This window comes from Allostigmatella hybrida (assembly GCF_020103775.1).
GTDB classification, from domain to species: Bacteria; Myxococcota; Myxococcia; order Myxococcales; family Myxococcaceae; genus Hyalangium; species Hyalangium aurantiaca.
Map to the genome: position 1 here is coordinate 104,024 of NZ_JAHXBH010000005.1, position 22,730 is coordinate 126,753.

Below are 22,730 nucleotides of genomic sequence, written 5' to 3' on the forward strand. Positions count from 1 at the left end.
TCGATGCACCGAGACACCCTTTCCTCCCGCCTGCGCCTCCCGCTGTGGATGCTCCTGGCCCTTCCGCTCGTCTCCTGCTTCGAGCCCGCGAGCGTCCTCTGCCCCTCGGGCCTCGTGTGCCCCGAGGGCCAGGCATGCGCCGCCAACCAGGCCGTCTGCATCAAGACGCCGTGCGGCGACGGCATCGTCCAGTCCGATGAAATCTGTGACGACGGCAACATCCTGGACGGGGACGGCTGCAGCCGGGACTGCACGTCGGACGAGTCCTGCGGCAACCGCACCATCGACCTGAGCATTGGCGAGGTGTGCGACGACGGGAACACCGCGGACCTGGACGGCTGCAGCGCCGACTGCAAGTCGAGCGAGCTGTGCGGCAACGGCGTCACCGACACCACCGTGGGCGAGGTGTGCGACGACAAGAACCTCGAGGACAAGGATGGCTGCAGCGCCAACTGCCGCTCCAACGAGCGCTGTGGCAACCGCGTCACCGATACCCTCCTGGGCGAGGTGTGTGACGACGGGAACACCCTGGACGGCGATGGCTGCAGCGCGGACTGCCGCTCGGGCGAGGGCTGCGGCAACGGCACCCGGGACTCCGACGAGGAGTGCGACGACGGCAACCGCAGCAACGAGGACAACTGCGTGGAGGTGAGCCTCCAGTGCGTGCTGGCCCGGTGCGGGGATGGCTTCGTGGACGCCCAGGAGCCGCGCATAGAGGCCTGTGACACCCAGGGCGAGTCGGAGACCTGCAACAGCAACTGCACCCTGGCCTCCTGCGGTGACGGCATCGTGAACACCAGCGCGGGCGAGCAGTGCGACAACCGGGGCGGAGGCGAGACCTTCACCTGCGACCGCAACTGCACGATTGCCTTCTGCGGCGATGGCGACACGAACACCACCCGGGGCGAGCAGTGCGACACGGCGGGCAACTCCGCCACCTGCGATGACGACTGCACCCCCTCCTCCTGTGGCGACGGCTTCGTCAACAACCAGGCCAACGAGCAGTGTGACACCCAGGGCAACACCCTGGGCTGTGACGCGGACTGCACGAACGCCTACTGCGGCGACGGCTTCGTCAACCCCCAGGCCAACGAGCAGTGCGACACCCGGGGCAACTCCGCCACCTGTGACTCCGACTGCTCCCCAGCGGTCTGTGGCGATGGCTTTCTCAACAGCCAGGCCAACGAGGCGTGTGACACCCGGGGCAACTCTGCCACCTGCGATGGCGACTGTACGGCCCCCTCTTGTGGCGACGGCTTCACGAACCCGGCCGCCAACGAGGAGTGCGATGACGGCGTGAACAACAGCGCCACGGGCAACTGCCTGCCCACGTGCAAGCTCAACCGCTGCGGCGACACCTTCCTGGACCAGGCCGAGCCCCGCAGGGAAGTCTGCGACGACGGCAACACCATCACCGAGACCACGTGCAACTACGGGCAGCAGACCTGCCAGGGCTGCCGGGCGGACTGCATGGAACTCAGGCAGCTCGTGGGCGCCTACTGCGGCGATGGCACCAAGAACATCCCCGAGGAAGTGTGCGACGACGGCAACCAGGAGACCGAGAACGCTTGCCCCTATGGCACGCCCACCTGCACCACCTGCCGGGCGGACTGCCAGAAGGCCCTGTCCCTGGAGGGCGCCTACTGCGGCGATGGCGTCATCAACGGCGCGGAGAAGTGCGATGACGGCAACAACGACTCCTGCGGGACGTGCAGCGCCGCGTGCATGCAGATCCAGTTCGCCAAGGCCACGGGACGCCTCACCGTTCGAAACGCCGGCAACATCCGGGACCGCAATGGCTTCATCATCAGCGACGGCATTCATCCCGCGGTGACCTTCGAGTTCGACCGCGATGGGGATTGGTACGACTCCAATGTCCGCATCCAGCTCAGCGTCTCGGACAACACCACCACCGTCGCCCAGAAGATCCGGGACGCCTTCAACAACGCCACGGTCTCGCTCGACATCACGGCCTCGCAGGCCAGCAACGTCGTGACCCTCACGCACGACCTGATCGGCTCCTTCGGCAACCAGAAGATCGCCGCCTACGTCAACGAGGACCACATGCGGGTGGAGGGAATGAGCGGCGGCGCGGGCGCCAGCTGTGGCGAGAACACCCGGTGCATGCGCAACGAGGACTGCCAGCCCGGGTTGATCTGCCAGGCCAACAAAACCTGTGGAGAAGAGGCCCCGCCCCCCGTGGACGCGGGAACACCGGACTCTGGGACGCCGGACGACGCTGGGACACCGGACTCCGGAACGCCGGATGCCGGGGCCCCCGACGCGGGCGTTCCCGATGGCGGGAGCCCGGACGCCGGGGCCCCCGGCGACGCGGGCTGAACGCGCCTGACCTGCCCCCCTCTCACGGAGGAGAAAGGGGGCAGGCCCCGGCCGGAGCCGCAGCGGCTACCAGGGGCAGTTGACGACGTTCACGGTGCGCGTGAGGGGCGCGGCGCTGTTCCCGCCGCTGTCCGTCAGCGAGTACGTCACCGTGTACGTGCCCACGGCCCAGCCGTTCACCGTGCCCGAGCGCCACACCTGCGCGGTGAGGTTCCCGTAGCAGGCGTCCTGGGCCTCCACGCCGGGATCCACCCACTGGCTGCCGCACGTGTGGGTCATCTGCGCGGCGCCCTTGAGCGTGAGCGAGGGAGGCGTCCGGTCGTCCACCGTCACCGTCCGGACGGCGCTCGACATGACGCCGCTCGCGGCCCGCGCGGTGTAGGAGACCTGGTAGATGCCCTCGTTGCGCAGGTTGGGGCCCGGTCCGCTGGAATCGGCGCCGGTGTTGTAGCCCTGCACCGGCAGGCTGCGGCCACACGCATCGAACGCCTGCGCGCCCAAATCCTGGTACACGCCCGGCCCGCACTCCAGCGTCACCGCCGCGCCCCCCGTGATCACGATGGACGGCTCCTCCGGGCCACATGCATGGGTCACGAGCCGCCTCCACGGCCGGAGCACGCCTGCGGGATCATTCGCCAGATACGCGGACAGGACGAGCCCCGGGCCCACCGAGGCGATGGCGCCCCGCTCCACGATGCTGCTGGAGGGCACCTCGGCGAGCACCAGTTCCGCATCCGCCGCCCCGTTGCCCGCCGTCGTCACGCGCGTGACCAGGGCCCTGCGGGCCCCGCCCCGGGTGCCCTGCCAGGCCACCCAGTAGTTCTCCGTGTCGAACGTCACCTCGGCGGGGGCCACCACGGCCTCGCCCAGGAAGAGGTCCGCGGAGCCCAGCTTGGCGCCATCCGAGGCCCTCACCCGCCGGCCCCACAGGCCATTGTCCGCGCCGGTCCAGACCGCCAGGAATTCCCCCTCCCGCGCGGCCACGGCCGGGCTGCGCTCAGCGCCGGCCCCTGCCGTCAGGCTCAGGGCCACCGTGTCCAGCACCTGCCCCGAGGCGGCCCCGACGCGCGCGGCCTTGATGTCGCCGCCCTGCTCCCAGGTCACCAGGTAATTGCCGTCCGCGTACGCCACGCGCGCCTCGGTACCGCTCTGGCCCGTGCCATTTCCCATCGTGGCGATGGGGAAGCTGGTGGCCTCCAGAGGCAAGCCGTTCGAGGGGCTCACGCGCGTGCCCATGATGCCGTAGGCGTAGCCCTGCGGCGGCACGAACCACACGCCCGCCCAGACCACCAGGTAGTTATTCCCGTCGAACGCCACCCCGGGAGTCTCCGCGATCGTGAACGAAGAATAATAAGGCGGAGGCCCTACGGGCGGACGGCTGATGAGCAATGGCGTGGGGTCCAGCACCACGCCATCCGAGGCCCTCACCCGGGCACCATAGATGAGCGGGTAGGCGCCGTAATTCGTCCAGACCACCAGGAAGTTCGTGCCGTCGAAGGCCACGGCGGGATCGAACGGAACGCCCACGTTCCCCGAGTTGATGAGGAGGGGGCTGGCATCCAGCGCGACGCCATCCGAGGCCCTCACGCGGAGGCCGAAGAGTCTGGGGCTGTCGTCGTAGACCTCCCACCAGGCCAGCAGGGAGATGCCGTTGCCCGCCGCCACCACGAACTGCTGCTGCAAAGCGTTCGGGCCCGGGCTCGCCGAGGGCACGGGCAGCGCGGGTGACACCTGGGGCGCCGTGGACAGGGCCTGCGGCTCCGCGGATGACCGCCGCTCCACGGGCGATTCGGAGGGCTCCACGCCGCAAGCGCCCAGCGCTGCGCACAAGGCGATGAGGGAAGTGAAGACCGTCCTGCGGGGTCTGACGCGTCCGGGACGCGCGGTGTCGAGAGGGGTGACAACCGTCATAGGGGTTTCTGCCTTGGGAATCTCCCACCCATGCATTGGATGGGAGGCCCAGGAGACTGCCTATGAAACAGTAAAATTTAAATTCACTTCATGTATGCATTGGCCAGCCCTGCCGCCGGTCACCCGTCCTCCAACCCTCCGGCGAGAATCCACGCTTCGATGTCGGCGAGCTGCTCCGGGGGCAACGTGCGGTTGCCATTGAGCGGGTCCACCGGCATGCGGGCGCCCAGGATGCTGCCGTCGCCCGAGAGCTTCAGCCACAGGTAGCTCGTCTCCGGACGGCCCGAGTCGATGAGCTTGAGGTTGGGGTTCTGGGCGGAGGGCTGGCGCAGGCGCGCCCACGTGCCCGCCGAGAGCAGATCCAACCCGCCCTGGGGGCTGGAGCCGCCATGGCAGCCGCCGCAGCTCGACTGGAGGATGGGCTGCACGCGCTGGCGCCACGTCACCCCCGTGCCCACCAGGCTCAGCGCCTGCGGGTTGGCGGAGTAGGAGCACCGCGCGTAGTCGATGGAGGAGGAGAGGTTCCACTGCGAGGCAGCGGGGTCCAACCCCTCGATGAAGCACATGAGCGCCAGCATGTCCGGGATGGACGGCGGCTGGTTGGCCAGCGGCATGCGGGAGCCGGGAATGGCCTCGCCCTGCATGTGGCCGCGCATGCGGGCCACCAGGTAGCTCTCCTCGGGCTTGCCCGGGTTGAGGAGCGGCACGGACTTGCCCTCGCGCGCGCCGAAGACGCCGTTGCGGTTCTGGTCCCCCTGGAGGATGCCCACCGAGAGCAGCGCATCCACCGCGTCGCGCTGGTAGTCGCGCACCTCGCCGAAGAGGTGGCGCCCATCGCCCAGCACCCACCAGCGCGTGTTGTAGCTGGCGAAGGACAGGGCCTCCACGTTGCCCTGGGCGTTGATGAAGTTGCGGATGAAGGTGCCCGTGCCCCAGTGCGCCTTGCCCTGCGCCAGCGGCACCGGGTCCCTCAGGTGCATGTGGAAGCCCGGCGCGTCGTCGGGCGGGGTGAACTGGTCGGGGTACTCCTCGTACGCCCCGAGGATGACGGCGTACCAGCCGATCTCGATCTCCTTGAAGGACTGCTCGGTGAACTTGAAGCGGTCCCCGAGCCGCTCGCACCGGTCGTACACGCCCTCGTAGCTGCCCGCCTGCACGTTGCAGGGGGCGTTGATGGCGGCGGCGAAGGTGCCGGCGGTGTGCAGATCCGGGTACTCCTTCTGGTTGTGGCACACGCCGTTGGTGGGGCCGCAGGTGCGCAGCACCACCTTGCGCTGCAGGTCCGCGCCCGTGCTCAACCGGGCCTGGGCCTCCAGCACCAGCGGATCCTCGCCCGTGTAGGGCGCGACGCCCACGGGCGTGCCCGGGGTGGGCCGCTGGGGCTCGAAGGGGATGTTTCCCGAAGGGCCCGTGTAGGGGCCGGAACCGCCACACCCGGCCACGAGCAGGGCCAGGACACCCGCGAGCGAAGCGCGCATCATGTGAAGAGATCCTCGATGGGGTTGTCCGCGGGGAAGATGCCGCTGTGGTCCGCGCCCAGCAGATCCAGCATCGTCTTCATCACCGCGCGGTAGGAATACACCTTGCCCTCGGCCTTGAGGTCCGAGCCTCGTGTCTGGCCGAGCAGCCGCCCGCCCTTGCCCGCCGAGGAGATGACCCCGCCCATCATCGGCATGGACATCCAGCGCGTGGCCAGGTCGCTGTTGTGGTCGCTGCCCTTGGCGGAGTTGAAGCGCTTGCCGCCCGTGGTGCGGCCGAACTCGCTGCCCACCACCACGAGCGTCTTGTCCCAGTAGGACAGGCCCGTGGGGTCCTTCATGCGCTTGAGTGCCGCGCGCAGGCCGCTGAGCAGCCGGTTGGCTTGCTCGATTTCTCCCGACAGCCCCTCCTCCTCGTCAGAGTGGAAGTCGTAGAAGCCCTGGTTGAGGAAGACGGCCGGGCAGCCGAAGTGGAACAGCCGCAGCGCGAGCGCCGCCTGCCTTCCCGTGGGGGTGTCCCCGAGCATCGTCATCAGCTCCTGGTTGCTGATGCCGTCGGCCGTGTCCTGCGAGTAGGGCCCGATGCGCAGCAGCGGATCCCGGAAAATCTTGCCGTAGGAGCGCGTGGCCTCGCGGCTCTGCTGGTAGACCTCCACGTTGTTGCGCAGCCGCAGGTGGAGCCGGTCGCGCATGCGGCTGTCCATCTTCCCCGCCAGCGTGCGGGCCCACTCGGGCACCCCGGAGTCCGGGTCGAAGCTGAAGCGCTCGAAGCCGCTGCCATCCAGCACCGGCGGCCGGTACCCGGCGTAGGCTCCCGCGCCCAGCGCCATGCCGGCCTCGCCGAGGCTGAAGGCGGGCAGCACCGTGCGGCCCGCGGCCGTCTCCTGCGCCACCCGCTCGCGCAGCCCGTAGTTGATGAAGGTGAAGAAGCTGGTGGTGCCGCCCACGAAGCCGGTGAGGAAACGCTCCAAGCCGGTGCCGTGGTTGCCGTCCGCGCGCGCGGAGAAGGGCTCGTGGTCCACGCACGGCAGCACGCAGATCTCATTGGAGAAGGCGCTCACCGGCTGCATGCCCAGGTCGGCCCGGGCGGCGCCCTCCTCCTCCTCCAGCCAGGAGGCGCGCTCCAGCAGCTTGCCCACGCCCCACTCGGTGCCGGGGGCGCGCTGGCTGGAGCGGCCAAAGGGGTTGAACTCCTCGGCGCTGTCCGCGTTGAAGGCGGTGGTGAAGCGGAAGCCGCCTGACAGGCGGATGTAGATGAGGTGCTGCACGCTGTTGCGCCCGGACGTCTGCGCATAGGCGGAGCGGGGCAGCCACAGGGTGGGCAGGGCCAGCGCGGTGGCACCGGCGCCCAGTCCCTGGAGCAACCCGCGGCGGCCGAACGTGAGGGGCTTCTTCGTGTCGTCGGACATGGACAGGCTTTCCCGTGAACTCAGTAGAAGAGGCGCTCGGCGCTGGAGAGCATCGCGAAGCACAGCGGCCGGGCGAACGCCTCGGCCGAGCAGCGGGTGAGCAGGCACTGGCCTCCGGCCTCCTGGGCCTCGGCCAGCTCCTCGGCACTGGGGGCACGGCCCAGCAGCGTGCGGTACTGGTGGGCCGCCACGTCCCGGGCCAGCTCCGGCGTCAGCGCGCGCGCGCCCTCCACCCCTTCGGGCAGCAGGCGCTCGATGGGGGCGGCCGTCTGAGACGGCTCCAGCGTGGGGTTGCACAGCTCGTTCACGAACGACAACTGCGTGCCCGTGGTGAGGATGCTCACCACCTTGAAGCGTCCGCCCACGATGTTCTCGGGGCAGCCGCCCAGGGTGCGGGCCAGGTTCGCGTAGCGGGTGTCCACCTTGCCCTGCGCATCGAGGCTCCAGCGCGAGTTCTCCAGCACCCGGTACGTGGAGAGGCTGCCGGCGCGCAGCAGGTTCTCCGGCTGGCTGAGCCGGTGGTCACACGTCGAGGTGGTGTAGCCGGTGTTGCGCGCCATCGAGTCGATCCACACCTCGGCCTCCAGCTGCTTCAGCGGCCCATACGTCCAGCGGTAGGCGGTGGGTGTCTCGCCCTCGTGGGACTGGAGGTAGGCGGCGGAGGTGAGCACCGCGTGGTGCACGGAGCGCAGGTCGCCCTGGTGGTCCAGCAGCCAGCGCACCAGCTCGGAGCGGACCTCCGGCACCTGCGAGGACACGTCGTAGCCCAGGTACAGCTCCAGCACGTCGTCCACGGCGCGCTCCCAGAAGGCCACCTCCTGGGACAGCACGCGGCCGGGCATCTGGAGCTGGCCCCACTCCTCCGGGGAGAGCAAGCCGTTCCACACCGTCAGCTCGTTGATCTGCCGGTCCTGGGAGGCGCGCAGGTCCGGGGTGAGCACCAGCTCGTGGTAGCCCCAGAGCACGCTGGTGCACTCGCCCTTCTTCACGGGGTCCACCGCGCCCTCCTTCGTCAGGCAGCGGAAGCGGATGAAGGCGTCGGGCAGGCGCGAGCCCAACTGCGGGTGGTCGTAATAGCCCGAGTGCCACAGCCAGTAGAGCCGGGACATGTCCGCCTTCTCGTGCTCGAAGGGGGGACGGCCCAGGAACAGGCGGAAGAGCGCCTCCACCTTGTCCCCGGGGGCCGCATGGCGGCGGGTGAGCACCGGGTGGGCGCTCACCACGGCGGCGAACTGGTCATACGGCACCTTGCCCCGGTAGAGCTTCTCCACCAGCCGGTCCATGTCGTAGATGGCCTGAAGGTTCACCACCTCGTTGCTGTAGAGGAACCGGTCGGCGGCGCGGCGCTGGTTGACGAAGATGAACTCGCTGCTGTTCATCAGCTCCTTCACCGTGGCGTCCCAGTTGCCGGTGCAGGTGGCCTCGGCCTCCTCGGCCGTGGGCAGGCGCCCCGTCATGTCCACGAAGAGCCGGCGGCACGCCTCGGCGTGCTGAATGGGCCGGTGCGAGAGCCCCACGCCCCACAGGCTGCGGCACAGCCCCCGGTTGACCGGGTTGTGCAGGTTCGCGGCGTTGCAATACGCCACGCACTGCCCATCACAGTCTGGCGGGCGGGAGTCGTCCGGCAGCGGCGCCTCGCGCGCGGCGGGCAGCACGTCGTTGCCGCCGGCGAAGTCGCCCTCGTTGAGGGGCGGCCCGTTGCCCACGAGCCCGCCGGGCCCCACGGCGAGGTGTTCCGGATCGAAGCCCTTGTCACGTGAGCAGGAGGCCAGCACCACGGCCAGGGCGGTGAGAACCAGCTTGAACGAGGAAGAGGGCATGGTCAGGCTCAGAGGGAGAACTCGGCGCCGAGCGTCAGGCCCAGGCGCAGTCCAAAGGTGTCCCAGTTCTTGTCGAACTGGATGCCATCGATTTTCTGGCTCGTGGAGAACAGGTAGAGCTTCTCGAACTGCCCAGCGAGGTCCGCGCGCAGGTAGATCTTCTCGCTCATGCGCCGCCGGGCGCCCAGCGACAGGCCCAGCAGCCAGCCCACGCGCGGCACGCTCCACACGCTGACGCCGTCATCCTGGAGCCGGTCGATCTCATCGCTGAACTCGCGTCCGGGCAGCAGCAGGGACAGCCCGCCGCGCAGGCCCACCAGGGCCTCCGTCCGGTTTGCCACGGGCAGGCCATACTCGCCGCTGACGAAGGCCTGGTTGAGCAGGCCCAGGCCAAACAGCTTGCCCTCGTTCTCGGTGCCGTAGTTGCCGAACAGCCGCACCCCGCCGCCCAGGCGGACCCGCTCCGGGGCGATGGGGGCGGGCACGGTCATGGAGAGCGTGGCCGACAGGATGCTGGTGCTGCCGTAGTCGAAGGACTCATCCCGCCGCGAGAGGTTGATGGCCTGCTCCCCGGTCAGGTGCGAGTTCTCGGTGAAGAGGTCCAACCCCACGCCGATGCGCGGCTGCGCCTGGGCGGGCAGCGCGCACAGCACCAGGGGCACGGACAGAAGGGCCTTCCAGAGGGCGGGACGAACGAGCGAAGCGACCATGCGAGGCCCGGGGCGAAGGGGTTGGGGCGGAGCCTACTCCAGAATCCCCACGGCCCCGATGCCCCCTCCCAGGTGGTCATGACACCTACGCGCCAAGGTTCCGGGTGCGCCTGGGCTAAGGTGCGGGCCCCGGCTCTTCCCACGGGAAGACTCCACGAGGGTTGTACATGCATCGGGTACCGCTTTTCCTCCCGGGAGTGCTGTCACTCCCCTTCTTCGCGGGAGCCGTTGTGTTCGGCGTGAAGGCCGCCGACTTCACGATCCATTCCGTGAGCGTCCCGGGTGTCATCAGCGGCCACGACACCCTGGAATGCACGTCCACGGACTCGAACGACCGGGAGTATGCCTACACGTGTTACCAGTACCGCGCGCGCTACACGCTGCAGGGCGTCTCCCACGACTCGCCCGTTGAGCCGGACCGCCCCCGGGGGACGGACAGGCTGGGCGAGACCGTGGAGCTGCGCGTGGACCCCCGCACGAACACGGTGTACTTCGCGGGCGTGGGGCCCTGGGTGGTTTGCATCTTCTTCTCGGTCTTTGGACTGATGCTCCTCGCCACAACGGTCCTCTTCCTCAGATTCTTCAGCGATTAGCGGAGAGGAAGCGGCGCGCCAAAGGGTGGTACATGCGTTGGGTAGGCCTTTTGATCCTGGGAGCGGTCACCCTCGGCTTCTTCGCGGGAGCTGTTGCGTTCGGCGTGAATGCCGCCGGCTTCACGGCCCATTCCGTGAGCGTCCCAGGGGTGATCAGCGGCTACAACCCCTTGGTCTGCACGTCCACGGACAAGGACAAGCGGAAGTATTCCTACACGTGCTACGAGTACCGGGTGCGCTACGAGCTGCAGGGTGTTTCCCACGAGTCCCCTGTCGAGCAGGACCGCCCCTCCACCACGGACAGGCTGGGCGAGACCGTGGAGCTGCGCGTGGACCCCCGTACCCACACCGTGTACTTCTCGGGCGTGGGGCCCTGGCTGGGCAGCATCTTCTTCGGGGTCTTTGGCCTCTTCTGCCTCGCCGGAACGGTCCTGTACTTCAGGCACGAGCACGGAGACTCGGCGCGGCGTCTCAGGGCCCTCCGCGAGAAGCTCGTCCTCGCCATGAAGCAGCGGGCCCGTCCCGGGGACTCACGGGGATGAAACAGCGCGCCGGGAAACGCTCCCCGGCGCGCGTCCTGCTCTCTACAACTTAGAAGTGGCCACCCAGCAGCGTGGACACCTGGAGCGTCGCGGAGGTGTCGTCCCCCAGCTCCGTGATGAGCCCCGGGCCCGCGCCGATGAAGAAGCTGGAGGTCAGGTGCACGAGGAAGGGCGCCTCGAGGCTGATCGACAGGAACGTGCGATCGCCGATGCCGTAGTCCTCGTGGTTCACGCCCAGGCCCAGCCGGGGCCACACCGACACCGTCTCGTTCAGCCAGATGTTGTAGCCGCCGCGCACGCCCAGGCCGGCCTGGACCGCGTTGGGCCCCTCCTGGAACACGGTGGCCAGCGTCACGTAGCCACCCAGCGAGAGGTTCTCCTTGAGGAAGTAGTCCCCCGCGGGCTGCAGGACGATGAAGAACTGGCCATCGCCGGCGCTCCGGTAGCCGATGCTGCCCGAGAGGTCCGAGCTGAGGACGATCTCTCCCGCCGAGCCAAAACGGCCCACGCCGCCGCGGCGAACCTCTTGCGCGGACGCCTCCACGGTGAAGATGAGACCCGCCACGAGCGCCAACGCCGGCCACTGCATTCCGTTCCGCTTCATCACAAGCACTCCTTCAATTCGGTGCCAACCCGGGACCGTCCCGGTACGCGGAGCGCGTTGTAGCCAAACCGCCTGCAAGAGGCAGGGCTTTTCGGGAGAAGCGTTCGGTTCCCATCCTCCTGGCGAAACTCCTGTAAACTCGCTTTTGATGGCGTCTCCTGCCTCAAGCACCTGCCCCCGGTGCGGCGCTCCCCGGGCGCCCGCCCCGGAATGCCCCCAGTGTGGCGTCTACTACGCCAAGGCGGAGGCCCGGTTCGCGGCGAAGGCCCCCGGCGCTGTCCTGGCGGAAGCCGTGCGCCCGGAGCCCCTCTCCCCTCCCCTCGTCTGGCGGGGCGCGGCCGAGGATGCCGCGCGGGAGTTTTACATCCGCGCGTTCGCCCTGCCCGGGGCCCTGCTCGGCATGTGGCTCCTGTGTTCCTCCGGGCTGGGGCGGACCGTGACGCGCGTCTTCCTCTCGATGTGGGTTCACGAGTCCGGACACGCCCTCACCGCCTGGCTCTGCGGCTACAAGGCCTTTCCCGGCCCCTGGGCCACCTCGGTGGAGGAGGTGCGCTCTCCGTTCTTCTCGGTGCTGCTGGCGGGGGCCTTCGGGCTGATGGTCTACCGCGGCTGGCGACGCGCGCACCGTCCCCTGCTCATCGCGGGCCTCGTGCTGCTGGGCCTGCAATTCGTGGGGACCGTCCTGGTGCGCTCGCACGTGGCGCGGGCCCTCATCTACTTCAACGGAGATGGGGGCGGGCTCATCCTGGGCACCTTGCTGATGGCCACCCTCTACGCCCCCCAGGGCAGCGCCTTGCACGAGGGGTGGCTGCGCTGGGGGTTCCTCGTCATCGGCGCGGCGGCCTTCGTGGACATCTTCAAGGTCTGGTGGGACGCGCGGCGCAACTTCGGCTCCATCCCCTTTGGCCGCAACGAGGGCAGCGGGCCGAGCGACCCTTCGGCCCTCACCGACATGTTCGGCTGGAGCGTCAACACGCTGGTCCACCGGTACATGACCCTCGCCTGGGTCTGTCTGGCCGTGCTCGTGGGGCTCTACGCCCTGGGGCTGTACCGCGCCCACGCGGCCTGGCGCCTCACCCGCGGCGCGGCAGGCGCGGCGGGCCCGTGACGGGCTCCGGGCGCACCGGCTCGGCCTCCACCACCACCGCCCCCTGGGGAGACAGGGGGGGCCCCAGCGCCACCACCAGCTGCCGGTAGGCCTCCTCGAGCCGCCGGTACAGGACGCTGAACGTCTGCTGGACGGTGCCAGGCATGTCCTCGGTGTAGGTGAAGTACCAGCGCATCTCATCCAACCGCTCGTGAAAGCCATGCACCACGGCCTGCTCCTTCTCGGGCAGGTGCACCAGGTCGTGGAACGTGGCGCTGGTGAAGCGGGTGGTCAGCGTGGTGAGCATAGGCTCGCGGCTGCGCAGGCGCGAGAACAGGACGAACATCTCGTCCCGGCGCGCCTCCAGCCGCCGCATGATCAACGCCGCATCCAGGGCAATCAGGTTGCGGACGCGGCGGGTGCTCTCGTCCTCCGTCTTCTTGCGGCGGGCCATGTGCGGCCCAGCCTACTGGGCCGGACGCACCGCCACCAGCCGGGCCTCATGCGTCCCCTCCTCGGTCCACCCCTCGGTGTACGAGACGGCCTCCAGGCCCTGGAGCAGTCCGGGCAGCTCGCCGTCCTCCAGGAGGAACCGGGCGGACGGGTGCCGGTGGCGCTGAAGGTTGCTCCGGGTCGGCTGCGCGAAGACGAACAGCCCTCCGGGCGAGAGCCGCCCGGCCACGGCGGCGAACAGCGGCCGGTGGAGGAAGTTCAGACAGAGCACCACGTCGAACGGCCCCGGCGGCAGGGCTCCCGTCTCCAGGTCCACCTGCCGCGTCTGGAGGCCCACGCCCGCCTCGCGCGCCGCGGCCTCGGCCTGGACGAGCGCCACCTCCGAGATGTCCACCAAAGTGACCTCCAGCCCCCGCCGCGCCAGCCACAGCGCCTCGCGCCCGCGCCCGCCCGCCACATCCAGCGCCCGGCCCCGCTCCGGCAACCGGGCCCCGAGCGCCTGGAGAAACCGCGAGGGCTCCCCGCTGCCTCCCGGCTCCCGGTAGCGCTGGTTCCACTTCTGACGGTCTTCCTCGGCCATGGCCTATTCCCTGTCCAGGGCGAACCGGCCGGACAGCGAGGCCAGCACCGCGAGCAGCTCCACCGGCTCCACGGGCTTGGGCACATGGCTGTGGAAGCCCGCCAGCAGGACCCGCGCCCGGTCCTCCATCCGCGCGTAGGCGGTGAGCGCCACGGCGGGCGTCCGCCCCCCCTCCTCGGCACTCAAGGCCCGCACCCGGGCGATGAAGCCATAGCCATCCACCCCGGGCATGCCGATGTCGGAGATGAGCAGGTCGGGCCGCTTCGACACGAGCGTGGCGAGCCCCTCCTCGGCCGAGGCGGCGGTGAAGATCGTCACCTGGCAGCCCTCGAGCAACGTCCGAAGCAGCTCCCGCGTGTCCTCCTCGTCATCCACGAGCAGCACGCGCAGGTGCGCCAGCTCCGGCGGGCACTGAAGCCCCCGAGGCAGGTCCGGCGCCATGGAGCGCGGGATGACCACCTCCCGGCGCAGCGCCACGGACATGGGCAAGGTGACGATGAAGGTGGCCCCCTTGCCCTCCCCCTCGCTCAGGGCCTGCACGGTGCCGCCGTGCAACTCCACGAGGTGCCGGACGATGGACAGCCCCAACCCCAGCCCTCCCGCGCTGCGCGTGGTGCTGCCGTCGGCCTGCCGGAACCGGTCGAACACGTGCGGCAGGAACTTCTCCGGAATGCCCCGGCCGGTGTCGGCCACGGTGATGTCGACCGAGGAGTCGCGCCGCTCGACGAGCACCTGGATGCGCCCGCCCTTGGCGGTGAACTTCACCGCGTTCGAGAGCAGGTTCCAGACCACCTGTTGCAGCCGCTGGGCATCCCCCATGACGTGACCAGTGGAGTCCAGCGCGGCCTGAATGCGGATGCCCTTGGCGGCCGCGGCGGGCTGCACACTCTCGAGCGCCTGCTCCACGACGACGCTCACCTCCACGGGCATCACCTCCAGCTTGAGCTTGCCGGACATGATGCGGCTCACGTCCAGCAAGTCCTCGATGAGCTGGCCCTGGGCCCGGGCGTTGCGCTCCACCGTCTCCAGGGCCCGGGCGTGCTTGGCGGCCGGCAGGGTGCCCATGCGCAGCATCTGCACCCAGCCGAGCATCGCCGTGAGCGGCGTGCGCAGCTCGTGGCTGACGGTGGCCAGGAACTCATCCTTGAGCCGGTTGGCCTCCTCGGCCTCCTCGCGGGCCGCGCTCTCGCGGGCCAGCAACTCCTCGCGCTCGACCTCGGCCTGCTTGCGATCCGTGATGTCGGTGAGGCTGCCGATGTAGCCCAGGAACTCGCCGTCCGGCGCGAACCGGGGCGAGGCCGAGTCGATCATCCAGCGGTACTCCCCGCCCTTGCCCCGCAGCCGGTAGTCCAGCCGGAAGGCCTCCTGCCGCGCGTTGGCGGACAGAAACACCTCGCTGGAGCGCTTCGCGTCGTCCGGGTGAACCTTCGACAGCCACCCGAACCCCAGCCCCTCGGCCTCGGTCTGGCCGGTGAAGTCGTACCACCCCTTGCTGAGGTAGGAGCACAAGGCGGAGGGCTCCGTCACCCACAGCAGGACGGGGGCATGGTCCGCCATGTTGCGGAAGCGCTCCTCGCTCTCCTGCAGCCGCACCATCAGGCGCTCCCGCTCTTCCTGCACCGCTTTCAGCCGGGTGGTGTCGAGCATCAGCGCCAGGCCGCGCGTATGCCCCGCATCGAGGGCGAACCCACTCACGAGCAGGTCCACCTGGCGGCCATCCTCGCGCCCGTAGCGGGCCTCGAAGGGCGGCAACGCGCCGGTCTCCGTCAACTGCGTCAGGGCCGCCCCGTTCCCAGCGGCCAGGCGCTTCCAGAGGCCGAAGCCCGGCGCCAGCGCGGCCTCGCGGGTGAGCCCCAGCAGCCCCAGCAGGGCGTCATTGATCGCGGTGACGGCCCCGTCGGCCCTCCACTCCAGCATGCCGAAGACGCCCGCGTCGATCAGCCGCCGGTAGCGCAGCTCACTCTGGCGCAGGGCCTCCTCGGCGGCATGGCGGGCCGTCACGTCCTGCATCGCCCCCACCATGCGCAGCGCCCGCCCTCCCGCGTCCCGCACCAGGTAGCCCCGGTCTTCGACGGCCGCGTAGGTGCCGTCCCCGCGGCGGAAGCGGTACCGCTCCCGCCAGAAGGACTCTTTTCCGTCGATGACGGCGTGAATGCTCTCCGAGATCCACTCGCGCTCCTCCGGGTGGATGTGCTCCAGCCACCACGCCGCGGGCGTGAGGTACAGCCCCGAGCCGATGGCCTGGGGGGCGTGGCCGAGCACCAGGCGCACCGCCTCGTTCCACACCACCTCGTTCGAGATGAGATCCCAATCCCACACCACATCGTTGGTGGCCAGCATCACCAGGCGGTAGCGCGCCACGGTGAGCTGCTCCCCGTCCGCGGCCGAGGCCTGCGTCGCCGAGCTGAACTGGGAGAGGGCCTCCCGCGTCCCGGTGTCGATGCAGCGCGAGAGCAGCCGCAGCTGCGCCACGGACGGATGCAGGCCGCGCTGCTGGATCCACTCGAAGAGGCAATCGCGCAGCAGCGCGAACTCACGCACCACCAGCGCCGCGTCGAACCCCAGGCGGACCCGGTGACGGCCATGGGCCGCGGCCACGTGGCTGTGCCCGGGCAACGGGGAGCCGCTGGGCCCCCCCGCCTCCTGCCGCAGGGCGCCGGTCATTTCTTCCAGGAAGCGTGGCAGCGTGCCGATCAGCGCCTCGTCCGGGAGCGTCTGGGTTGCGCCCAGCAAGCGGGCCTGCTGAACCCAGTGCAGGAAGAAGGCGGTCTGGCCCGCGTCCAGAAGCTCCGGCAGGGACTTCGCGGAGGAATTCCCATCATCCCGAGGTGGCGATGCTTTCCTGCGGGCGTCCTCTGGAAGCGGCGGGCTCATTAGGGTCCTCGATGAGGATGTTCACCCCCAAACCAGGGGCAACCCTCTATCCAGGACTCTTTCTCCTCGAAACCTCTGGCAGGCAAGCAGGCTGAGGCCCAAGGGCCTCGAAGCCGTTACCTGCCCGCGCACCGGGGCGCCAAAAGCCCCCGGGCGCGGTGGCCCTCGCGGGGTTAGCGGGCGGCCACGCCCGCCTTGCGCAACTCGTCATCGATGACGCGGCGGAAGTTCTCGATGGGCTTGGCGCCCACGATGGGCCGGCCGTTCACGAAGAAGGTCGGCGTGCCGGCGGCGCCAATCTGGTGGCCCTGGGCGGAGTCCGCGGAGATCTGCGCGTCGAACTTGTTGGAGTCGAGCGCCGACTTGAACTTGCCCATGTCCAGCTTCAGCTCCTCGGCGTAGCGCTCCAGCGCGGCCCGGTCCAGCGCCGTCTGGTTGGCGAAGAGCTTGTCGTGGTACTCCCAGAACTTGCCCTGCTCGTTGGCGGCCAGCGAGGCGGCCGCGGCCAGCTTCGCGTTGGCGTGCCGGGGCAGCGGCTGGTGCTTGAAGGCCACGCGCAGCTTGCCCTGGTACTCCCCCTCCAGCTGCTTCACGGTGTTCGCCGCGCGCGAGCAGAACGGGCACTCGAAGTCCGAGAAGGCCACGAGCGTGACGGGCGCGTCGCTGGGGCCCTTGGCCGGCGCGGTGCCCAGGTCCACCTTCTGCGCGGGCGGCTCGGGCGGGGGCGGCGGCGCGCTCGCCCCGTGGGCGAGGACCGAGGCGTACACGTCCGAAGGCTTCATGCCCTCCTTCACCAGCAGGGACGCCTTGCCCAGCTCCTCCTCAATGACGGCGCGGAACACCTCGATGGGCTGCGCGCCCGAGAAGAAGCGGCCGTTGACGAAGAAGCCCGGCGTGCCACCGGCGCCCAGCGACACCGCCAGCGCCGTGTCCCGGTCCACCGCCTGGGCCAGCTTCGGGTCCGTCAGGCTCTTCTTCCAGCGCTTGATGTCCAACCCCACTTCCTTCGCGTACGTCTCCAGGCTCGCGTCATCCAGCGCCTTCTGGTTGGCGAAGAGCTTGTCGTGGTACTCGAAGAACTTGCCCTGCTCGTGCGCCGCCAGGGACGCCAGCGCCGCCGGGCGCGCGCGCGCGTGGAAGGCCAGCGGGTGCTGCTTGATGACCACGCGCAGCTGCCCCTGGTAGTCCTCCATCACCTGCTTCACGGAGGCGCTCGCCCGGGAACAGAACGGGCACTGGAAGTCGGTGAACTCCACCAGCGTCACCAGCGCGTCGGCGGGGCCCTGGGAAGGCGAGTCGTCCAGGGGGACCTTGAAGACGGTGGACGACACCAACGGACGCTGCGGAGGGGCCGTGGGGGCCGCCGCGGGCGCCGCAGGGGCCGCGGCGGCCTGGGCGGTCGCGGCCTTCGAGGTATCCGCGGGAGCGCCCCGGCTCCAGAGAGCCCCTGCCACGCCCAATCCCACCAACAGGCCCACAACCAGGCCCAATACACCTGTCTTCATCAATGCACTCCACTAGGGGTTTGAAGCACCCGGGCATTCGAGACCCGCGAGCCGGGGAACTCTACTCAAGAGTGAACAGAAAGGCTTCGGGGTTTCAGGGACTTCTCGTTTGTCTCCCGGGCAGCCCTTCGAGGAAGCCCCAGGTAGGATTCTCGCCCATGAACGGACGACGGCTGAGGCGGTACGGAAGAGTGATGGGGTGCCTGTGGGTGTCCCTGGCCAGCGCCCAGGAAGCCTCCCCCCTCCCCGAGGAGCCCCTCTCCCCGGACCTGAACCTGGCGCTCCCAGAAACGTCTACCTTCACGCAGGTGGTGGGAGAAGTGACCGTGCTGGGGGCGGAGAAGACGCGCCCGGAGACCGTCCAAGCCTACTCGCGGCTGGATGCGGGCGATGCCCTCTCCCCGGAGGAGCTCACCCGGGTGGAGCGGCGCCTGGTGGCCACGGGCCTCTTCCAGGAAGTGCGCGTCAGCACGCAGCCCATGGCGGAGGGCCAGGTGCGGGTGCTGCTCGAGGTGAAGGACAAGGCCTCCTGGGTCATCGCCCCCACCTTCTCGCTCTCCAACTCGAACATCGGCGGCGGCGTGCTGTACGCGGAGAGCAACCTCTGGGGCCGCAGCAAGAAGTTCGTCGCGGGCGCGCAGGTGAGCACGGCGGAGACGGGCCTGTTCGTGGGCTACCTGGACCCCAACCTCTTCGGCTTTCCGCCGCTGCGGCTGAGCCTGGAGGGGCAGCTGCGCAGTGACCGGGTGGAGGAGTTCCGCCCGGACGCGAGCCAGGATGTCCCGGAGGTGCTGCGCCGGACGCGGCTCAACTCGGCCTCCGTGACGGGGGAGCTGGCGGCGATGATTGCCGAGCGGGTGCGCGTGGCGGCCAAGTACCGGCTGATGCTCATCGACGCGCGGCCGCCCTCCACGGACACGGAGGTGGTGGAGCCGGCCTTCGAGCCCGGCCCGGCGCAGCGCGACACCTCGCTGCGGCTGATGGTGGGGCTCGACACGCGGCAGAACCTCCACGCGGTGATGGAGGGCATCAACCTCGAAGGCTCCTGGGAGCTGTCCTCGCCCAGCGTGTGGAGCGACTTCCGCTACCAGCGCGCCGGGGTGCTCTACCGGCACGGCATCCGCTTCTTCCAGGAGCACAACCTGGTGCTGCGCGCCGAGGCCAGCCTGGGCCAGGACCTGCCGTTCCACCAGGAGCTGGTCGCGGGCGCGGGCTCGCTGCGCGGCTTCCTGTACCGGCAGTTCCGCGGGGACACCCGCCTGTCCTTCACCGCCGAGTACCACTTTCCCCTGTTCACCATCCGCTCCCTGTCCTTCCGGGGCGTGGGCTTCTCGGACTCGGGCCTGCTGATGTGGCGCTCGCTGCCGGAGGACAAGAAGCTGCGGGACATCACCGGCCGGGTGGTGCGCGGCTACCTGCCGGAGGCCCAGAGCGGGCTGGACAACGCCACCGTGGCGCAGGGGGTGGGCGCGGGGCTGCGGCTGTACCTGCGCAGCATCGTCCTGCCGCTGCTCGGCGTGGATGTGGCCTACGGCGTCAACTCGGGCGAGTTCCGCTTCTACCTGGTGGCCGGGGTGAGCCCCACCTGACCCCGGCCCGTCAGTAGAGCAGCCCATCAATGGGCTGCACCGGCGGGGGCAGTTCCGTCTCCCCCAGGGACTGGCGCAGGTTGATCTCGATGGTGCGCGAGAGCGCCGTCATCGGCGTGTCGCTGAAGCTGTTCTCGAACGGGGTCTCGACGTCGTGCCCCACCGCGTCCATCGCGATGAACATGAACGCGATGATGGCGGTGACGGGAGGGGTGAGCCACCCCAGGTCGTTCACCACCCCCAGCGGCAGCATCGCCAGGTAGGCCCGCACCATGGCCCGGGGCAGGATGTCGTACTGCCGGGGCAGGGGGGTGTTCTTGATGCGCTCGCACGCGCCGAGGATGTTCGTCAGCTCATTGAGGGTGTTGTTCAGCGCCACCAGCAGGAACACCCGCTCCTCGCCGTGGAGCTGGCCAAAGAGCAGCCGCAGGCGCGTTCCAATCCAGAGCAGGATCGCCGTGGGCACGTTGTGCTCTTCGCGCAGGGCCTCGAGCACCGAGGACCGGAAGAACGGGGCGATCTCCGGAAACGGATCCTGGCGCCGCAGGTGGCAGCGCAGCGCGTTCACGAAGCCGATCTGCGCATACACCAGCTCCCGCGCCTCATCGCTGATGCCCTCGAACAGGCCGGTGATGACCCCGCGGGTGCCCTGCACCTCCTGCGGCATCTCCAGGGACACGAGCCGCGCCGGCAGCGAGTCCAGGGGATAGGCCTCGTACGCCTTGCCGAGCCGGTCCCGGACGGCGCCATCGCTCGTCACGGACCAGAAGGAGAGCTGGGAGGCCGGCGAAGGCTCTTTCGCCGTCTGCATCAGGCGGGGGGTATTTTCAGCCCCTTCCGTTCTGCCTTCGAGCGGCCGGTGCGTGGGGGCTGGCAGGAGCGTGAGCACCTGGCGGGCGAAGGAGCGTGAGGTATTGACCAACCCCCCCCACAGCGTCCGGGCTTCCCACCACCGGTCGTAGGCGGAGTTGTTGCGAAAGGCCAGCAGGACCCCCAGCGCGGCGGCGAGCACGGTCACGGGGAGCGCGGGAACCGCCAGCCAGGTGGCGCCCCACCACTCATGGGCGGCGGCAATGCCCAGGGCGAGCAGCACATGCAGCGCGACTGGCCGGCCCGTGTATCGGATCACGATACGCCAGGACAACATCCGTCCAACGATCATCCAGCGCGTTCCTTCACAGGTGGAGCGAGCGGGCCATGTAACATGGACTGCGACCCTCAGGACCCTCTTCCCTTCCGGACGATGTCCGGGAATGAGCAGCCGCTCCAAGGATTTCCCCATGCACACCCTTCACGGATGGACAGCCCTCGTCACGGGGGCCAGCTCGGGCATCGGCGAAGCCTGCGCCCTCGCCCTGTCACAGGCCGGTGTACGCCTCGTCCTCGTGGGCCGGCGGGAAGACCGGCTGCGGGCACTGGCCTCGAAGCTCGCGGTGCCCGCCCACCCGCTCGTGCTGGATGTGCGCTCGCGCCCGGACGTCGAGGCCGCCCTGGCCGCCTTGCCGGCGGAGTTCGCCTCCGTGGACATCCTCGTCAACAACGCGGGCCTGGCCCTGGGCACGGACGCCGCGCACGAGGCCTCCCTCGATGACTGGGAGACGATGATCGACACCAACTGCAAGGGGCTCGTCTATCTCACGCATGCCCTGCTCCCCGGCATGGTGCGGCGCAACCGCGGCCACATCGTCAACCTGGGCTCGGTGGCCGCCACCTACCCGTACCCCGGCGGCAACATCTACGGCGCCACCAAGGCCTTCCTGCACCAGTTCTCGCAGAACCTGAAGGCGGACCTCGTGGGCACGCGCGTGCGGGTCACCGACGTGCAACCAGGCATGGTCGAAACGGAGTTCTCCCAGGTGCGGTTCCGGGGCGACACCCAGCGCGCCAGCAAGCTCTACGAGGGGATGGAGCCCCTCACGCCGGCCGACATCGCGGACGTGGTGCAGTGGTGTGTCACCCGGCCAGCCCACGTGAACATCAACGTGGTCGAGGTCATGCCCGCGGACCAGGGCTTCGGGCCCTTCGCCGTCAAGCGGCGCTGACGGGCACCGCGGGAGGCAGGCCCGCGCGCCCGCGCTGGGCGCGCTCCGCCATGCGGCGGATGGCCCGCGCCAGCGCCTCGCGGGGGACATCCTCCAGCCCGTGCAGGAACATCCCCTCGCCGATGCGGGCGGGAATCACCAGGTTGATGCGGTGCCCGCGGTGCACGTTCACCTCCATCAGCGCCTGCCACATCGCATCCACCGAGCAGAGCGAAGCGTCGAACACCGGCAGCCCCACCACCTCCAGCAGCGTGAGGATCCGCTCGAACTCGGCCTGCGCGAGGATGCCCAGCTCGTTGCTCAAGCAGGCCGACAGCGCCATGTCCATGGCCACCGCCTCGCCGTGGGCATGGGCATAGCCGCTCGCCGTCTCCAGGCTCATGCTGAAGGTGTGCCCGAAGTCGACCAGGCGCTCGAGGTTCAGCTCGAACAGGTTGGGCTGCAGCTCTTCGATCATCCGGACCATGGCGCCCACCACCGCTTCCTGCGGCAGCGCGTGCTCCAGGCGCCGGCTCAGGGGCGGCAGGAAGTGCCGCTCCAGGGCGGTGAAGATCTCCGGATCACACACCAGCCCCATCTTGATGATCTCCGCCAGCCCGCAGCGCAGCTCCCGGGCCGGCAGGGTGGACAGGAACCCCCGGTCATTGAGCGTCGCGTAGGCGGGGTAGTACGTGCCGATGAGGTTCTTCGAACCGGCCAGGTTCACCCCCGTCTTCACGCCCACGGCCACGTCCACCTGGCCCACCAGGGTGGTGGGCACCTTGATGTAGCGGATGCCCCGCCGGTAGATGGACGCGGCGAAGCCCACCGTATCCAGGACGATGCCGCCGCCGATAGCGACCAGCAGCCCGTGACGGTCCAGGCTGAAGGACTTGGCGGCCTCGCAGAGGCGCAGCACGTTCTCGATCGACTTGTTCGACTCGGAGGTGCTCAGCACCAGGAAGCGGTACTGCTCCGGCGCGAAGTGGGCGCGGAAGTACTGGCGGATGCGCTCCCCGTGCAGCCGGTCCACGGAGGGGCTGATGCACACCAGCATGCGCGCGTCGCGGCACAGGCCGAGCAGCAGCGAGCTGCCCGGCTCGAAGAGCCCGTCCTCGTTGTGCACGCCGTAGCCGAAGTCCGCCTGCGCGGCGACCTGCAGCGTGGTGCCCAGAACGCTCGTACCGCCACCCACCACCTTGATATGCGCCATG

Annotated in this window: 18 protein-coding genes; 6 read left to right on the top strand and 12 right to left on the bottom strand. The window is 69.6% G+C overall.

The window, feature by feature from the left end; genetic code table 11:
• Positions 1–3: 3 nt before the first annotated feature.
• Positions 4–2,340 carry a DUF4215 domain-containing protein gene (locus KY661_RS11275; RefSeq protein ID WP_263436914.1) on the top strand — a complete coding sequence of 779 codons (2,337 nt, stop codon included), beginning with the start codon at positions 4–6 and terminating at the stop codon, positions 2,338–2,340.
• 66 nt (positions 2,341–2,406) lie between these two features.
• On the opposite strand, the gene KY661_RS11280 is transcribed toward KY661_RS11275, so the two are convergent.
• From KY661_RS11280 to KY661_RS11300, 5 genes are all read right to left on the bottom strand, one after another.
• Positions 2,407–4,122 carry an immunoglobulin-like domain-containing protein gene (locus KY661_RS11280; protein WP_225410212.1) on the bottom strand — a complete coding sequence of 572 codons (1,716 nt, stop codon included), beginning with the start codon at positions 4,120–4,122 and terminating at the stop codon, positions 2,407–2,409.
• 248 nt (positions 4,123–4,370) lie between these two features.
• Positions 4,371–5,732, bottom strand: coding sequence for a c-type cytochrome domain-containing protein (locus KY661_RS11285; RefSeq protein ID WP_225410213.1), 1,362 nt, complete (start codon positions 5,730–5,732; stop codon positions 4,371–4,373).
• Positions 5,729–7,138: a DUF1501 domain-containing protein gene (locus KY661_RS11290; protein ID WP_225410214.1), complete on the bottom strand. Its 1,410-nt coding sequence runs from the start codon at positions 7,136–7,138 to the stop codon at positions 5,729–5,731. Before KY661_RS11290 ends, KY661_RS11285 begins: the two co-directional genes overlap by 4 nt.
• A 20-nt stretch (positions 7,139–7,158) precedes the next feature.
• Positions 7,159–8,958 carry a hypothetical protein gene (locus KY661_RS11295; protein WP_225410215.1) on the bottom strand — a complete coding sequence of 600 codons (1,800 nt, stop codon included), beginning with the start codon at positions 8,956–8,958 and terminating at the stop codon, positions 7,159–7,161.
• Between the two features lie 8 nt (positions 8,959–8,966).
• Complete coding sequence (locus KY661_RS11300) at positions 8,967–9,668, bottom strand: hypothetical protein (protein ID WP_225410216.1); 702 nt, start codon at positions 9,666–9,668, stop codon at positions 8,967–8,969.
• 269 nt (positions 9,669–9,937) lie between these two features.
• Here KY661_RS11300 and KY661_RS11305 point away from each other — a divergent pair, with 269 nt between their 5' ends.
• Complete coding sequence (locus tag KY661_RS11305; protein WP_225410217.1) at positions 9,938–10,261, top strand: hypothetical protein; 324 nt, start codon at positions 9,938–9,940, stop codon at positions 10,259–10,261.
• 32 nt (positions 10,262–10,293) lie between these two features.
• A complete protein-coding gene (locus tag KY661_RS11310; RefSeq protein WP_225410218.1) occupies positions 10,294–10,803 on the top strand; it encodes a DUF3592 domain-containing protein in 510 nt (169 codons plus the stop codon).
• A gap of 49 nt (positions 10,804–10,852) precedes the next feature.
• Here the strand turns inward: KY661_RS11310 and KY661_RS11315 are convergent, their stop codons facing one another.
• Complete coding sequence (locus KY661_RS11315; protein ID WP_075009579.1) at positions 10,853–11,407, bottom strand: hypothetical protein; 555 nt, start codon at positions 11,405–11,407, stop codon at positions 10,853–10,855.
• 148 nt (positions 11,408–11,555) lie between these two features.
• On the opposite strand from KY661_RS11315, the gene KY661_RS11320 reads away from it, so the two are divergent.
• Positions 11,556–12,515, top strand: a complete 960-nt coding sequence (locus tag KY661_RS11320; protein WP_225410219.1) for a hypothetical protein — start codon at positions 11,556–11,558, stop codon at positions 12,513–12,515.
• On the opposite strand, the gene KY661_RS11325 is transcribed toward KY661_RS11320, so the two are convergent.
• From KY661_RS11325 to KY661_RS11340, 4 genes are all read right to left on the bottom strand, one after another.
• On the bottom strand, positions 12,481–12,948 hold the full coding sequence (locus KY661_RS11325) for a hypothetical protein (RefSeq protein WP_225410220.1): 468 nt from the start codon (positions 12,946–12,948) through the stop codon (positions 12,481–12,483). The genes KY661_RS11320 and KY661_RS11325 overlap by 35 nt on opposite strands.
• A 12-nt stretch (positions 12,949–12,960) precedes the next feature.
• Positions 12,961–13,527 (bottom strand): class I SAM-dependent methyltransferase, encoded by a 567-nt coding sequence (locus tag KY661_RS11330; RefSeq protein ID WP_225410221.1) that lies wholly within the window; start codon positions 13,525–13,527, stop codon positions 12,961–12,963.
• Positions 13,528–13,530: 3 nt separating this feature from the next.
• Positions 13,531–16,401 carry a PAS domain S-box protein gene (locus KY661_RS11335; protein WP_225410222.1) on the bottom strand — a complete coding sequence of 957 codons (2,871 nt, stop codon included), beginning with the start codon at positions 16,399–16,401 and terminating at the stop codon, positions 13,531–13,533.
• A 173-nt stretch (positions 16,402–16,574) separates the two neighbouring features.
• Entirely contained in the window at positions 16,575–17,906 is a 1,332-nt protein-coding gene (locus KY661_RS11340; RefSeq protein ID WP_225410223.1) for a DsbA family protein, read from the bottom strand.
• A 158-nt stretch (positions 17,907–18,064) separates the two neighbouring features.
• On the opposite strand from KY661_RS11340, the gene KY661_RS11345 reads away from it, so the two are divergent.
• A complete protein-coding gene (locus KY661_RS11345; RefSeq protein WP_225410224.1) occupies positions 18,065–19,495 on the top strand; it encodes a BamA/TamA family outer membrane protein in 1,431 nt (476 codons plus the stop codon).
• Positions 19,496–19,505: 10 nt separating this feature from the next.
• Here KY661_RS11345 and KY661_RS11350 read toward each other — a convergent pair whose 3' ends face one another.
• On the bottom strand, positions 19,506–20,624 hold the full coding sequence (locus KY661_RS11350) for a bestrophin family protein (RefSeq protein ID WP_317987249.1): 1,119 nt from the start codon (positions 20,622–20,624) through the stop codon (positions 19,506–19,508).
• A 151-nt stretch (positions 20,625–20,775) separates the two neighbouring features.
• Here KY661_RS11350 and KY661_RS11355 point away from each other — a divergent pair, with 151 nt between their 5' ends.
• A complete protein-coding gene (locus KY661_RS11355; protein ID WP_225410226.1) occupies positions 20,776–21,537 on the top strand; it encodes an SDR family NAD(P)-dependent oxidoreductase in 762 nt (253 codons plus the stop codon).
• Here KY661_RS11355 and KY661_RS11360 read toward each other — a convergent pair.
• Positions 21,524–22,729, bottom strand: a complete 1,206-nt coding sequence (locus KY661_RS11360) for a sedoheptulose 7-phosphate cyclase (protein ID WP_225410227.1) — start codon at positions 22,727–22,729, stop codon at positions 21,524–21,526. The genes KY661_RS11355 and KY661_RS11360 overlap by 14 nt on opposite strands.
• Between the last annotated feature and the right edge of the window lies 1 nt (position 22,730).

Excerpts from the sequence above, each read along its gene's own strand:
- KY661_RS11355 (WP_225410226.1), top strand. The coding sequence starts at position 20,776 with ATGCACACCCTTCACGGATGGACAGCCCTCGTCACGGGGGCCAGCTCG.
- KY661_RS11300 (WP_225410216.1), bottom strand. The coding sequence starts at position 9,668 with ATGGTCGCTTCGCTCGTTCGTCCCGCCCTCTGGAAGGCCCTTCTGTCC.
- KY661_RS11345 (WP_225410224.1), top strand. The coding sequence starts at position 18,065 with ATGAACGGACGACGGCTGAGGCGGTACGGAAGAGTGATGGGGTGCCTG.
- KY661_RS11360 (WP_225410227.1), bottom strand. The coding sequence starts at position 22,729 with ATGGCGCATATCAAGGTGGTGGGTGGCGGTACGAGCGTTCTGGGCACC.
- KY661_RS11340 (WP_225410223.1), bottom strand. The coding sequence starts at position 17,906 with ATGAAGACAGGTGTATTGGGCCTGGTTGTGGGCCTGTTGGTGGGATTG.
- KY661_RS11320 (WP_225410219.1), top strand. The coding sequence starts at position 11,556 with ATGGCGTCTCCTGCCTCAAGCACCTGCCCCCGGTGCGGCGCTCCCCGG.
- KY661_RS11315 (WP_075009579.1), bottom strand. The coding sequence starts at position 11,407 with ATGAAGCGGAACGGAATGCAGTGGCCGGCGTTGGCGCTCGTGGCGGGT.
- KY661_RS11325 (WP_225410220.1), bottom strand. The coding sequence starts at position 12,948 with ATGGCCCGCCGCAAGAAGACGGAGGACGAGAGCACCCGCCGCGTCCGC.
- KY661_RS11290 (WP_225410214.1), bottom strand. The coding sequence starts at position 7,138 with ATGTCCGACGACACGAAGAAGCCCCTCACGTTCGGCCGCCGCGGGTTG.
- KY661_RS11335 (WP_225410222.1), bottom strand. The coding sequence starts at position 16,401 with ATGAGCCCGCCGCTTCCAGAGGACGCCCGCAGGAAAGCATCGCCACCT.
- KY661_RS11275 (WP_263436914.1), top strand. The coding sequence starts at position 4 with ATGCACCGAGACACCCTTTCCTCCCGCCTGCGCCTCCCGCTGTGGATG.
- KY661_RS11295 (WP_225410215.1), bottom strand. The coding sequence starts at position 8,958 with ATGCCCTCTTCCTCGTTCAAGCTGGTTCTCACCGCCCTGGCCGTGGTG.
- KY661_RS11285 (WP_225410213.1), bottom strand. The coding sequence starts at position 5,732 with ATGATGCGCGCTTCGCTCGCGGGTGTCCTGGCCCTGCTCGTGGCCGGG.
- KY661_RS11310 (WP_225410218.1), top strand. The coding sequence starts at position 10,294 with ATGCGTTGGGTAGGCCTTTTGATCCTGGGAGCGGTCACCCTCGGCTTC.
- KY661_RS11330 (WP_225410221.1), bottom strand. The coding sequence starts at position 13,527 with ATGGCCGAGGAAGACCGTCAGAAGTGGAACCAGCGCTACCGGGAGCCG.